The following is a 14,840-nucleotide window of genomic DNA, read 5'->3' on the forward strand; positions in this document are numbered from 1 at the left end:
CCTTCTAAATACCCGAGAAGAATGTCGAGAGATGCCATGGTCCATCAGTTTTTTCAAAGAAAATCATGTTGATAGCAATAATCATTCTTTGTCCATCTATCCTTCTCGATTGATAAACCAAATGCTACAGGGACGTTTCTCATGACTTATTGTGATGATTGTGTGCCACCAGAACCGTCCCCATGGTCTTATTTTACTTTTACAGATAAATCTTTACTTTTGTTTCCTGCACGATCTACCACATAAATTCTTATCTTTGTTCCTTTTTTAAGTTTACTAATTTTTTTGCTAAAATTGCCTTTTGAATTAGCAGTTAGCGTCATTTTTTGTTTTCCAATCATTAGATAAACTTTACCATAAGCTTCAGTTCTCCCTTTTAATAAAGTCGTTTTTGTACTGACTCCATTAAGTGTTGGGAGTTTAGGTGGTGTTTTATCTAATACTTTTATTTTTTTAATCGTTTTGTGGCTAAACTTATCGACTGCTGTAATCACAACCACTGTATTAGCCTTTTGCAATGGAATATTTACAATTTTAAACTTCCCTGCTTTATCAATCGTTGCGAAAAACGTTTTCTTTCCTACTTGAGCACTTAATTTAACCCCTATATCCGTTTGGCCATTGATTATACGATCATTATCATCCAGTGGGGTTACGATTAGCTTTGGATAAATAATTTTTTTAACCGTTACTTTTATCTCTTTTGTAGAGGTTAGACCCTTTTTATCACTAATTGCGTAAATAATTTTGTAAACTCCTGGTTTGCTAGTATTTACAGTGTTTTGCGTAATTTTTATTTTACTAGTTAGACTTCCATCTTCTTGGTCATAAGCTGTAACGTTTTTCATCCAATTTGGTTTGTCCCCAACAAATATGGTTAGATCTTTGGCCGTTATGGTTGGTTTGTGATTTGGTACTTCCTTTACAGTCACTTTTATCTCTTTTGTGCCTGTAAGGCCGTTCAAATCACTGACAGAGTAACTAATTTTGTAAATTCCTGGCTTGGCAGTATTGACAGTGTTTTGCGTGATTTTTATTTTACTAGTAAGGTTACCATCTTCTTGGTCATCAGCTGTTACACCTTTCAGCCAATTAGGTTGATCCCCTACATTGATCATGACATCTGAAGCTGAAATGGTTGGTTTATGATTCGGTGCATCCGTTCCGACTGATAGCACATTAACATTTATTTCTTTTGTCACATCTGTTCCAATGATAGTTAATAGTAATCTTGTTTGCCCAGGTAAATTCCCTTTTACTGAAACAAATGATTCACCTTTTGAATCTAATTCAACCGTGCTTTCTACAGGTTCAACAAGTTCATTCATTTTTGATTCAACCTGAATTTTTAAACCGGATGCATTTGTCACATCAGAAACATGAATGGGTATCCTAGTTGTTTGACCATAGGTAATATCTACATTTTCTTGTGCAATGATATCCTGTGGTAATGCAGTATATTTCGTTTTAACGACGATCATCTGATCTGGTGAAACTTGCGCATATGTTTTTACCGAATTTTTCACTTCTAACTGGAACTCAGCATTAAAAGCGAATGTTGTATTTGGTATATAGTGAATAATAAACTTTTTCGCAACCATCTTACCTGAATCAGATTTTCTTGAGTCTACTGCTTCTACTGTAGAGATGATATTTATCCCCTTTGAATCCTTTAAACCAATCGATGACTGATTCACTGAATCAACTTCCATATACTTTTCAAAAACAACTTCCGCTTTATCTTTAAAGATATTTAATACTTTTACTTCTGGCTTCTTTTTTGAGACCATTCCAATATTTACTGTTGTTTGAGGTGGAGGAACTGGTAACCACTCACTAACCGTTGTTTCATATCTTTCAAGTTCGTATTTCACTTGCCATAAACCTTCCGGAACATCCCAAGCATATTCACCATGATCATTGGTAATGAGTGGATTCATCTGTTCAAATTCTTCCGCATTCCATTTTAACACTTGACCCGTTTTAGGGTCCTTATAAAACACGGTTACTCTAACACCTTTTAAACGGTTTTCAGGTAATGCTTCATACACAAAACCACTTGGGTCAATTAACCATGCGAACATCGAGCCATTTTCTTCTAAGCTCTTCATACTATTTTTATAAAAGATTTCCATTAATTGATCCGCTGCAAACAAAGCAACTCCTACTAAAATTCCTGGAGGACTAGCTAATCCTGCAACTTCCAGAACGGTTGCAACAATTCGAAAACTATTATACGCCACGTTTATTGTAGATAATGCATCTAATTGAGTTAGCTGTTCCTTTTTTTCTGCTGCTGATAAATTAGAGTTTAAAATTTTATTTCTAAGTAAAACATTATCAATAACCGTTCCACCAATATTAAAATAATTCTCACCAATTCCAAAATAAGTGGCAATTGGTTTGGCTAAAGGAAAATTATCAGCCATTTTCATGTACATTTCTTTACGTAAATTCTTCTTAAAATCATAAACATCTTCGATTATTTTATCATTCGAAACTTTAAAAGAAGCAAAGGTATCCTCATTAATTTTCGTATAACCTTCATTAATTAACGTGGTCCTAGTTACGTTATTTGGTATGACTGTCTGAGTATTAACCGTTTCAATTTTTGTTTTTTCTGAATCGGCTAGCTCAATAACTGTCCTTGATACCGTATCTGTTTTTTCAATTACTTCAACTTTCGCGTTTTTGAACGGATCAGGCAATGCATTTACATATTCTTCTTTTGAAAAATCAATCGTTCCATTTAAATCCACTTTCTCTTTCTTGGTGGTATATTCGATATTTAACGCACCAGGAACATACCCTAAATTAGATGGATCAAAGTAGCCAGCTGCGATCCAAGAGCCTGTTGTTTTATCATAAATGGCTTCCAACAATTTCTTTTCTTGATTACGACTACTTGAAAGATACATTTTATCAATCGCTTCACCATTTAACATAACGATCTTAAACGTAAATGGTTTGGAAGGATTCAACGTAACAACTGGTTTTTCACCCTTTAAGAAAGCGTTCGAAATATCTTTTGATGCTCCATTATGAATTAATGTTGCGGATTTAAGTGCTGGTGCTTTGTATAAATAGATGACTTCAATTTGATTGGATTGTTTCTCCGGATTTTGGTCCGTTGTTTTAGCGAATAAAGAATGTATCGTACCTAGGTAAGCATTGGCTAATGTCACTTGTTTTGACCATTTTCCACTAGCCGGAACGATTGTCTCGCCAATTTTCGTCGTTTCATCATAAATGCTGAGCTTTGTTTTAGGTGGAGCAATTCCAGTAACAGTAATTTCCTTACTATTTGTTTCTTTTGGTCCATTAATCGTGACATAATTTACATTGACATTAGTCGTACCAAGTACCTCACTAATATCTTTATTTTGGAATGCAAAATTAGCCATTGCTCTTAATTGGACGGCTTTACTTTCAGTTGGTCTGACATAAAATTTGAGTATCCCACTCATTTTTTTAGTCGGTACGGTGATCTCATCTTGACCACGACTGACTGAATAATTCGCTTTTACGCCATCTACCATCACACTATTATCAATAAAATTTAATTCATTAGGGATGGTAACCTTTAATGAGAGCGAATTAATATTCTTTTCATTATAATTATTTTTGAAACGGTACTGGAGACGAACTTCTAATAAGCCGCCTTGAACAACAGATTCAGTATTTGTCGTAAAAATCGTATTTTTTCGATCAAAAAAACTAATTCGATCTTCATCTAATATTGGGATGGAATTCAGATTGATCGTACTAATTTTTCCATTGGTCACTTGAATTTGAGATATTAGATAGTCCGTCCCCTCCACTAATTCACGATCTTTAAACTCGCTCAGTTGATCCATCCGCCACAATTCACCATTGGCTTTTAATAGGACAACTGTATATGTACCTTCTTGTAACGGCGTCGATTGGATGGTTTCTCCTGAACTAGAAGACTTTGTTTCGATCACTTTACCCTGTTCATTGAAAATAAGGGTTCGAATCATTGGAACGTTCTTTTGGGGATTGATTTCACTGACTCTTATTTTGCCTAACTGCAAAATCGATAGATTCGACTCACCTTTACTAGATTCATCCAATGTTAGGTTAAATTCTTTACTTTCCGTATCATTATTTTTGCTTTCTACCTTAATATTCAGTTCATCAAATGCATCTACACTGTTTTTGGCAAAGACAATATAGTTATCTTTGATGAAAAAGTCATTGATTTGAGTATTTTTTGTTTTATTCTTTATCGTAAAATTGTAATTTTTAAGTGAATCATCTATTTTTGTCGTTTCCATTTCACTATCCGTTTTCGATAGAATCTTAGAAACATTCATTTTTATTTTGGGTAAAATATCAAAATAATCTTCAAACTCCGAATCACTTTCTCGAATGATCACTCCATTGTGAAACTGGTCATATGGGTAATAAAAAACGAGTTTGTTTTGATCTTGTGGAAGATAGGATGCAAAAAAGTACTCTTTGTCTCTTAAAGTGACATCTCCATAGTGGTCTTCCCACAATTGATAATTTGAATTCGCATCATATTTTAATACATCGAATCTGAAGTTATAATCACTGTTCGTACGTATACGTACTTCATCTCCAGAATAGTTCATGATTTTATAATTTTCATCTGATTCAAGAGGATATTTATATAAGGCTGGGTCTGATTCTTTCAGCGTAAACAGATCTTTTTGCTCATATGGAATATATGCATCTTGAGACTGGTCTGGATTTACACTGAGTCGAACTTTTTCCCCTCCATTTAACCATAAATTGCCCCACCATCCCTTATCAAAGTAACTCACTTTGCCTTCTGGGTCATATCCAACGATCTCACCCTTTTTGTCCCAAGTAGCTACGTTTTTCATTTGAATAGAGGAATTACTTGTATTTCTAATCTCGTAATTCTTATTTTTTTCTAATGTGAAATGGTAGAGTGCAGGGTCTGATTCAGTGATTTCAATGAAATCCTTCTGATCATATGGTAAATATGCGTCTTGGGTTTGTTCTGGATTTGTACTAAGTCGAACTTTCTCCCCGACATTTAACCATAAATCACCCCACCACCCATTATCAAAGAAACTCACTTTGCCTTCTCGGTCATATCCAACTATTTCTCCCTTTTTATCCCAAGTAGCGACGTTTTTAATTTGAATATATGAATTACTTGTATTTCTTATTTGATATTGCTTGTTTTTTTCTATTGTGAAATTGTAAAGTGCAGGCTCCGATTCATTTAGTGTAAACATTTCTTTTTGTTCATATGGTATATATGCTTCTTGAGCTTGTTCTGGATTTACACTGATTCGAACTTTCTCCCCTACATTTAACGATAAATCACCCCACCATGACTTTTGAAAGGATTTCACTTTTCCTTCTGCATCATATTCAACTAACTCCCCCTTTTTTTCCCAAATAGATAAGTTTTTAATTTGAATAGAAGAATTACTTGTATTTTTAATCTCATAATGCTTATTTTTTTCTAATGTGAAATGGTAAAGTGCAGGCTCCGATTCTTGTATGAGAAGTAAATCTTTTTGACTAAATGGAATGTAAACTTGTATATTTCTATTTGGATTTGCACTTATACGTACTTTTTCCCCAGCTTTTAACGAATACTCGCCATACCAGTTATTATTAAGAAATTTCACTTTTCCTTCTGTATCATAGGCAATAATTTCCACACGATTTTCCCATGAGGAGGTATTTTTTATTAGGATAGGTGTCTCGCTAGAATTTTTCAATTCATAGTTTTTACCTTTTTCAATTGTGTAATAATACAATGCCTGGTCTGAATCTTTAATGGAGAGATCATCCATTTGGTCAAAAGGGATAAAGGGTTGAGAGTCTTGTTCGATATTTCCACTAATACGAACTCGATCACCCTTTTCTAGCCAAAGTTCACCACTTTTATTGTTTTGAAAATATTTAATTCCACCTTCAGAATCATATCCGACGATTTCTCCTTCAAATCCCCATGAAAATAAATTCTTGATTAAAATGCGGTCCTCTCCATTATTCGTGAGCTCATAATGTCTATTTTTCTCAATTGTAAATTCATATAGAGCTGGATTCGATTCTTGTATTTGAATCGAATCTTTATATTCATATGGAATAAAACCGATAGAATCTTCATTTTTATTTGAACTCATTTGAATTTTTTCGTTTTGTTCGAGGACAAAATCTCCTGACCAGTCTCGATCAAACCACTTTACTTTACCCTCAGAATCATATTGAACTACATTTCCTGGTTTACCCCATGATAAAACATTTTTTATACGTACTGGTTTAGTACCGATATTAGTAAGAGCGTAATGTTTATTTTTCTCAATTGAAAACAAATAAAGTGCAGGTTCAGCTTCACTTACAAAAACTTCATTTTCAGTAGAATTTGGAATAGACCCTTTTAAGTTATTTTTTGGTGTAATTCTAATCGATTCGCCAACACCTAAACCAATATTCCCTGAATAATCTTTTTCAAATTGGATTATTTTCTCATCAGAGCTATATTTGACAAAATCATATTTCATTTGCCAAGATTCAAATTCAACATAAACAATATGTGAACTTTGATTTTTTATAGCATAACTTTTCCCTTCTTCAAAGATAAGAGGACTTCCGGCAGTAAATAGATTTTCACTTTGTTGTAGATTAGCAGGTTCAGTGTCATTATTGATTGCGGCTGATACTGCTTTATAGGTACCGTTTAAATTACTTGTATTAAAGACCAATAAAAAAGCTATTACTACCACCATTAATTTTTTTGCGATTTTCAAATTCCCTACTCCTTTTTAATTGATATAAAATTATGTATTATTGATCTAAATTACTGCTACTATTGAACTCGTATTACTACTAACCTCCTTATCTATTGATAAATTATAGGTATTCCATCTAATAAAAATAGGTAATAAGAACCAATTCAATCTTATCAAATATTGAATCATCCAAAAAGCAAAGTGCCTGTCACTCCCCAATAAATGTCGTAGTTACCGACAAAAAATGGGTGGTGACAGGCACCAGGATTTAATTCTAATGAATTTTTATTCTAAAATTAAATAGTAGAAATATATCATAAGTAGGAACTATTTAAAGGGGGGACACGTTTGAAAAAATTTTTAAGCGCGATACCATTATCATTACAGCATTTGTTTGCAATGTTTGGTGCAACAGTTTTGGTGCCAGCACTAACCGGTCTTGATCCAGGAAGTGCACTTATTGCCAGTGGTTTAGGAACCTTGATTTTCCATCTTATTACACGCGGAAAGGTTCCTACGTATCTAGGTTCATCCTTTGCCTTTATTGCTCCGCTAGCATTGTATGTGGGGAAGTTACATTCACCAGGTCAAGCGGTTGCAGGTCTTATCAGCGTTTCCATTGTTTATGCCATTGTATCTATTATCATTTCGTTTGTCGGCTTTGAAAAAGTCAGAAAAGTAATTCCTGCAGTTGTCGTAGGACCGGTTGTAAGTATAATCGGTCTATCGCTGGCAACCACGGCGGTGACCAACATGGCTTCGACCCATTGGGATGTCGCTATCGTCAGCCTTCTTGCAGCCGTCCTCGCTACGCTTGCAGGTACAAAGGTGATCCGCCTCTTGCCGCTCATAATTGGTCTGGCAATAGGGTATGCTTATGCCGCTGTGCGTGGATTTGTTGATTTTGAAGCAATCGTCAGTGCACCAACTTTTGCTCTTCCACATGTCGTCATGCCTGAATTCACGTGGGTCGTGATCCTCGGAATGGCGCCGATTGCTCTGGTTACCATCATCGAAGACCTTGGACATATGTTTGTACTAAATGAGATTACAGGAAAAGAGGTGACAAAAAATCCTGGATTTTCAAGAATCCTATGGGGGAATGGCATTGCAACCTTAATCTCCGGCTTCATCGGCGGACCTGCACAAACAACTTACGCTGAAAACCTCGGGGTTCTAGCCATCACACGCCAATTTTCCAGTAGAATCATTCAAGGAGCAGCTGTTCTTGCGATTCTTCTTGGCTTGTTCGGTAAAGTTGGAGCTGTTATCCAATCCATTCCAGTTGCAGTGATGGGCGGCATATGTATCCTGTTGTTTGGTATGATCGCCGCAATGGGGATTCGTCACCTCATTGAAGAAAAAGTGAGTCTGGCTAATATGAAAAATTTGGTCATCGTTGCAATCATCTTCATCATCGGAATTGGATACGCTCATAATGGTATCGCCTACGCCACCATTGCTGGATTGCTAATCCATTGGCTCGTACCTAATTTTACGACAAAGAACGATTAATAGTGCCTGTCACCACCCGAAATTTGTCGAAGATTGATAGGTTGTTAGATTGGAAATAAATGATAATATAGAGGTGCAACAGCAATTTTGAGGGCAGATCGGGAGATGAACTCTGGACTGCCCTCAAAATTCCGGGTGATGACCGTCTCTCCTGGACTTTTCCACAAAGAGTTTCTACAACAAATTAGACAGTATTTGGCCGCAAAGAGCCATTGTTTTTACATTATCACGAGCATTTGACGTTGGGATTACCCCAGTTTTACAACAGTCTATAAAATGACTTATTTCCCCAACGAACCCTCGTAAATAAAGATCTCTATGGGTTCCAGACATCGGCGTGGCAGAAGGTGTATACACAGTGTCAGACTCATTAAGAGATTTCCATGGCAGATCAGCGAAAGTTTGAGATTCATGGACGGTAAGCGAATTTACTTCATCAGCAATGGCAAATCCGTGATCAAACGTGACAAGCATATTTTCACCTTCACGTGACCAGGCTGTCATCCCTGCCAAATAAAGGCTGCCGACAACGCCATTTTCAAACTTTAACGAAATACTATGAGAAATAGACTCATTGTCACTATTTTTAAAGCCTGTTACTAGGACAACTTCTCCAAATAAGTAGCGTACAAGATCAATAAAATGGATGGCTACTAACTTCATAAATTGTTCTTCATTTTTGCAAAACGACGTGCTGTCCACTGCGAATTTCCCTTGAAACGATCGCACAGAACCTAGTTTACCGCCTGAAATTAACTCTTTTAATTTTGAATAACAAGGAGCGTAGCGCTTCATAAATCCAACCATTACTGTTACACCCGCTTCTTCAGCAACATCGGCGATTTCTGCTGCTTCCTCAGCACTCATCCCAAGAGGCTTATCCACAAAGACATTTTTTCCAGCCTTGATACAATCTAGGACGAGGGAAGGATGGTCTTCGGGTTGCGCAACCACAACAACTCCATCACATTCTTCATTTTTGACCATCCTTTTATAATCATCGTAAGGGGTACCACTGCTCCCGAACCGTTGAAGGGCGGCCCTAGAACGGTCCATATTACGTGTTGAAATTGCTTGTATAGTTGCTCCCGCTTCAATCGCAGAAGGGTAAATGTTTGCTGATGCATGAACTCCTGCACCGATAAAACAAAGTTTGGATTTTTCCACTACGATCACTCCAATCTATCGATTATTATATGGGGCAGACCCCATTCATTTAAGCATGAATATACTATATTATTATTACTTTTATATTGAATTAGACTTTTCATATCTCTATTATATCAAATACTTCTATCTAGGGTGTTGTGAATGGACGACAAACTCCATTAGATTCCCGTACAGTTTTTCATACGAATATTTACTTAACACCGAATGCCAACCATCTAATTTCTCTTGGGTGACCTTAAACTGTTCATAATAGACCTCGATTAATTGCATTAGGGAGAAAATCTCTTTTTTAGTCATCAAGATCAAAATCCTCCTCAGACAGTTTCTTCTTTCCTTCTTGCTGATTGAGATAGGCTTCAAATTTTGTCCCAAATAGCGTCTCCGGACGCAGGAACTTATTCCAATTCGGATCAGACTGCCATTCTACTGACTTTAAATCAATGACTCTTTTAAAATCCTCAAGCGTAAATCCTTCTCTATATCTAGCCTGGATCAATTCCCTAGTTTTAATCGAGCCGGATCTAAAGTTCTTTCTAGTCTTCTCATTTAAATATTGGATAATTTGATCAAATGGGATGATCTTTTTCACGGATAGACTGACATCCATTTCCTTCGTATCCTCCGCCACTTCCCCCGTTGCAGCGTCCGGAGTAGGACTAGCAGGACGTTCAATGGTGCTGTCTTCATGCTCTTGCAGCTTTTCATAGTCAATGCTGTACCACTTCGTCTTGTCCATTTTCATCTGATTAAAATTAGCAGACAGAAGCAACCCCTTCATCTCTAATGAATGAATCGTCCGCTTAATGGTACTGACCGACCAAAAGGGAAGCTGCTTCCGCCACTCCTCATACGTGTTATACACCCAGGTTCTCCCCTCAATTTGATGCTTACTAATTCCAAGCCAATAATGAATTTGCTGCAGCACCACAGCCTCATTCAAACCAATCTTCACCGCCAAACTCGGAATAATCATGACTGGATTTTCCTTAATCAACAGCCTACTCATCTGAACCTCTCCTTTAAGCTTTTATGAAAAGGAACCTTGATTCGCTCTTAAGACGATTTCAGCCCTCCGATGGGCTAACGTTCCTTCTACCTCTTATATAGAAACAAGAATGTAAAAAGGACAGGGGGTATTTTTGGTGAGTACGGATAAAAAGGTTCAGTCCCGTCCCCATTGCTTTCTTTTAAATAAGAAGTCTTGTCCTCAATGGAGTAACCAACGAAAGGTAAATAAGCGGAGACTTTCCGGTTAAATACAGAATGAAGCTCGTTTAGGGGTAAATAGGGGGAGGTTTTCCGCTTATGCAAGGCAAAATCCTCTAATTTTCCTTTTTTTGAGTCAATAGGCGGAATCTCTCCGCCTATTAGGAGTGTTTTTAATGTTATTTACTATTTAAGCGGAATTGTTCCGTCTATTTATCAGATCGGAGCTTATCTGAACGATAGTTACTGATTCCTTTCTTGAAATCCGAATTTATTTTATCTACTTTTGAGATCGCAACGCACTGGCACCGGGATTAACCATTTTGACGAAAACAGCCCAAATATATCAACCAATCCTCTTCCTTTAAGTTTTAAGCAAAAAAAGCCAGGCAATTAGCCTGGAAAAGGGATTGGATATCATGCACTTATTTTAAGATTTTCCATTTTATCACGGTCAATTTTGTATGAGAAGCTTACGGCAAAAATAATGCCGAGAACGACTGTATAGGCAGCAAACACTAACCAAATATTTTGCCAGTCTTTTATGCCGTCAACCGTGAAGAAATCGACTATTTTTCCGCTAATCACAGCTCCTAAATAGGTACCGACTCCGTTGACCATTGTCATGAATAAGCCTTGTGCGCTGGCACGAATACGACTGTCGACTTCTTTTTCGACAAAAATTGATCCGGAAATATTAAAGAAGTCAAATGCCGCACCATACACAATCATGGACAATAGCAGTAAAATAAAACCGCCGCTGGATGGGTTTCCAAAAGCGAAGAGACCGAAGCGCAATGTCCATGCTGCCATACTCAACAGCATGACCTTCTTAATCCCGAGTTTACGTAAGAAAAAGGGAATGGCCAGAATAAAGAATACTTCTGAAATTTGTCCCATGGATAATAATATAGCTGGGAATTTAACAACCAGGCTATCCTTATAGCTAGGGTTTAACGCAAAGTCATGTAGAAATGGGTCGCCAAATAAAATATTGATCTGCAGGGCGGCACCTAATAACATCGCAAAGATGAAAAAGATCACCATTCTTTTTTGTTTAAATAGTACGAAAGCATCTAGGCCCAAGAGACTGACAAGCGACTTGTCTTTTTGGACCTTCGCAGTTGGACAGTCGGGCAGAAACAATGAATAAAGTGCTAGTAGGATCGCAGCCCCGGCAGCAATGTATAGCTGCATGTTACTTAATTCAAGTCCTCCGGAACTAATGGTCCACATCGCCAGAATAAAACTAATGGTTCCAAAAACACGAACCGATGGGAAGTCCTTCGTTGTATCAAGTCCTTCTCTTTCCAGGCATGAATAGGAAATAGTATTAGATAAAGCAATCGTCGGCATGTAAACCATTGAATTTACAAGCATTACCCAAAACATAAGGCCAGGATCTGAAATTCGTGCGGCTGCAAATAAAGCGATTGCACCGAGGAAATGGCAAATTCCGTATAATCTATTTGCCTTCACCCAGCGATCCGCAATAATCCCAATAAGGCTTGGCATAAAAAGAGAAGCGATCCCTGCTGAGCCATAAACGACTCCAACTTGTGTGCCGGTAAACTGCAACGTATTAATCATATAGGAGCCAAACGTAACGAGCCAGCATCCCCAAATAAAAAACTGAAGAAACATCATGATTTTAAGTCTTGATTTTACAGTCATTTCTTCCTCCCACTGCGCGGTCTGCGCTGATGCTATTTTTTATGAACAATTTTTTAAAAATAAATATGACAGAATATTATGAAAATAATTTTGCGTTGATTTCCGTAACGTTGATAGGGATATAAACAGCAGTCCCCATCAACATGGGGCATTTATTTGATTAAACGATGACTGCCTGTTCGAATCCTAAATCCATGGCTAACTGCAAAAGTTCCTGCATATAAGCGTCATCTGGAGAGGGAGTATTTTGCAGCCGCCCCTTTACCCCGAAACGCCTAAACTTAATCAGCTTTAATTTCACTTTCCTAACTTTTTCACCAATGATCTGTGAAATGCCACTGATGACATCTTCTGCGTCCACCTCACCCGGCACGCAAACAATTCGACATTCTTCTAATTTATTACAATCCGAAAGAAATTGAAGATTCTTCTTCACGACAGAATTTGTTGGCCCCTTGGTCAGTTTTTGATACGTTTGTTCATCCCAAGCTTTCACATCCAGCATGACACCCTGGCTAAGCGCCATCAATTCGGGAAAACGACTGAAATCTGTAGTACCATTGCTGTCAATTAAGCATGTGAGTCCATGTTCATTCGCAATAGCAAATAGTTCCTTGATAAAATTAGGGTAAAGGGTGCACTCACCACCCGATACCGTAATCCCTCGGATAAAGGGAATATTCTTTTGAACCTCCTGAAAGACTGCTTCTGGAGTCATATTTCTCACCCGAGGTGACGCCGAAGTCGGACAAACATTAATACATTGATCGCACTGGATACATGCTGTGGAATCCCAGGTTACACGGTTGCCAACAATCGACAATGCCCCCGCAGGACAACCGCTTACACAAATACCACAATGATTGCAAACAGCTTGAGTCTCTGGGTTATGGCAATAGGCACAGGCCAGGTTACAGCCTTGCAAAAAGATCGAAGTTCGATTCCCCGGCCCATCTACAAGGCTTAACGGGATAATCTTATTTATAGGAGCTCTTGTCATACCCCCCGCACCTTTCGATTTTGAAGGCGGTTATGGTCGTAGTTTGGCGCACCTAAGTGTGTCGTACCTTGCAGAACGACCTGTTCATTTCTGTATTTTTCCATCTCACTGCGTTTTACTAAATATCCGGTAATCCGCACCAAGTCGCTATTCTGCTCGTAAAAACTAATATATTTTGAACCTAATGTAAAGGCGCCTTTTACAATATCAAGTATCGCACTAGGATTATTCTGGCCAGTGGTTTCAAATGGAAAAATGTCGCCGCAGCCAGTAGTAATTTCCCGATGGAATCGGGCGCTGTGTCTTAGGTGGTCGTATATATTCTCCAGCTCATCCCCTACAGGAATCCGCACACCTGAAGTAATGCCTAGATCGTAATCCATCCCGACCTGCGCATGGAGCATAAAACGCCCATTTGCGATTTTCGAATACTTGGCAGGGAACTGTGAAGCAAAATCGGAAATAATCGTCATAATTTCATCCGCTAGATCGTCAGCCTCGATATCGTGTCCATAGCGTTTTCCGTGATCGCTCATTAGGATGTTGGTACACTCGGCCAAACCAGTAATTCCGAGCATCCCAACAAAGTTGTCCGGATGAATCAGCCCTTCCTTCACAAGGAAAGACGTTTCAAAGAAACCAGATTGTTCTACCAAGAAACTCACGCGTTCATTCATATATTTTCCTAATGCCTCGAGACAATCAGGAAGTAGTTGATGTAAGAACTGTTCGGTTGACGTGGCAACGTTTGCAAGTCCAGGCAGCGTTAAACGGGAAAGTGTATACGCACCGCCGCCAATCGGTAAAATATTGTAACAGCTTGAAATCCCGTAATCAGTTGAATAGGTTTCCGCGTGCACCTTATGATTGCATAGTGCTGGATTGGCACAGAATAAGCTCGTGTAAATTCCTAGTTCCGCAAATTCGTCAGGGGTAATATCCGGATCATATTTCAATGTAAAGTTCGGAACGGCATTCTGTAGTTCTTTTTCTAGCTCCAAAATCAATTTCCCTGCGCGCGTGGGCTCCGGGCCGATATTCGCATGGCAGAAAGAGTCGGTAATCGTGCGGTCAAGGAAGTTTAAAAATAGACGAAGCTTTTTCTTTGCCTCCGCATCACTAAGGACATCCAAAAATGGTTCAATGAGTTTATCAATGTTGCCGAGATAAACGGGGAACCCTGTAATTGACGGAACATGCTTATAAAGAATCATCAAGGAATTCAATAATTCATCCAAATCCTGCGGTGGTTCAATCTTTAAAAACTCACTGCCATTTTTGACAAACTTCTCATAGTCGGGCATAATGTACCGTGGACGATAAGGCGCATGACCCTCATAAAGATCATCGATGGCGTTACTATCAAAATAGTATTTCGTTTTTTCTGGAATAGGTAAAACGGACACCGTATCTTCTGCCGTATGGGCAAGTGACATGATCTTTTGTTCATAAGTTAGTTTTCTGGATGTGATTATGTCTAATACTGGATTCATACTTTCCACTCCCTTTTT

At 38.0% G+C, this 14,840-nt stretch carries 8 protein-coding genes; 1 reads left to right on the forward strand and 7 read right to left on the reverse strand.

What is annotated here, in order from left to right; genetic code table 11:
- Positions 1 to 188: 188 nt before the first annotated feature.
- A complete protein-coding gene (locus tag BDR01S_RS17045; protein WP_066248287.1) occupies positions 189 to 6,782 on the reverse strand; it encodes an immunoglobulin-like domain-containing protein in 6,594 nt (2,197 codons plus the stop codon).
- Between the two features lie 330 nt (positions 6,783 to 7,112).
- Here BDR01S_RS17045 and BDR01S_RS17050 point away from each other — a divergent pair, with 330 nt between their 5' ends.
- Positions 7,113 to 8,279: a uracil-xanthine permease family protein gene (locus BDR01S_RS17050; RefSeq protein WP_082797471.1), complete on the forward strand. Its 1,167-nt coding sequence runs from the start codon at positions 7,113 to 7,115 to the stop codon at positions 8,277 to 8,279.
- Positions 8,280 to 8,453: 174 nt separating this feature from the next.
- On the opposite strand, the gene BDR01S_RS17055 is transcribed toward BDR01S_RS17050, so the two are convergent.
- The 6 genes from BDR01S_RS17055 to BDR01S_RS17075 form a co-directional block, all read right to left on the reverse strand.
- Positions 8,454 to 9,446, reverse strand: coding sequence for a Gfo/Idh/MocA family protein (locus BDR01S_RS17055; protein WP_066248289.1), 993 nt, complete (start codon positions 9,444 to 9,446; stop codon positions 8,454 to 8,456).
- 126 nt (positions 9,447 to 9,572) lie between these two features.
- The gene (locus BDR01S_RS25430) at positions 9,573 to 9,746 is read right to left on the reverse strand and encodes a replicative helicase loader/inhibitor (protein ID WP_235846595.1); all 174 of its coding nucleotides are present in this window, start codon (positions 9,744 to 9,746) and stop codon (positions 9,573 to 9,575) included.
- The gene (locus BDR01S_RS17060) at positions 9,739 to 10,455 is read right to left on the reverse strand and encodes a conserved phage C-terminal domain-containing protein (RefSeq protein WP_066248291.1); all 717 of its coding nucleotides are present in this window, start codon (positions 10,453 to 10,455) and stop codon (positions 9,739 to 9,741) included. Before BDR01S_RS17060 ends, BDR01S_RS25430 begins: the two co-directional genes overlap by 8 nt.
- 617 nt (positions 10,456 to 11,072) lie before the next feature.
- Complete coding sequence (locus BDR01S_RS17065; protein ID WP_066248294.1) at positions 11,073 to 12,329, reverse strand: nucleoside permease; 1,257 nt, start codon at positions 12,327 to 12,329, stop codon at positions 11,073 to 11,075.
- 160 nt (positions 12,330 to 12,489) lie between these two features.
- Positions 12,490 to 13,329, reverse strand: coding sequence for a YjjW family glycine radical enzyme activase (locus BDR01S_RS17070; RefSeq protein ID WP_066248297.1), 840 nt, complete (start codon positions 13,327 to 13,329; stop codon positions 12,490 to 12,492).
- Positions 13,326 to 14,822 (reverse strand): YjjI family glycine radical enzyme, encoded by a 1,497-nt coding sequence (locus BDR01S_RS17075; protein ID WP_066248299.1) that lies wholly within the window; start codon positions 14,820 to 14,822, stop codon positions 13,326 to 13,328. The genes BDR01S_RS17070 and BDR01S_RS17075 overlap by 4 nt, the downstream gene beginning before the upstream one ends.
- Positions 14,823 to 14,840: the final 18 nt, after the last annotated feature.

The organism is Neobacillus drentensis NBRC 102427 (assembly GCF_001591445.1).
GTDB classification, from domain to species: Bacteria; Bacillota; Bacilli; order Bacillales; family Cytobacillaceae; genus Neobacillus; species Neobacillus drentensis.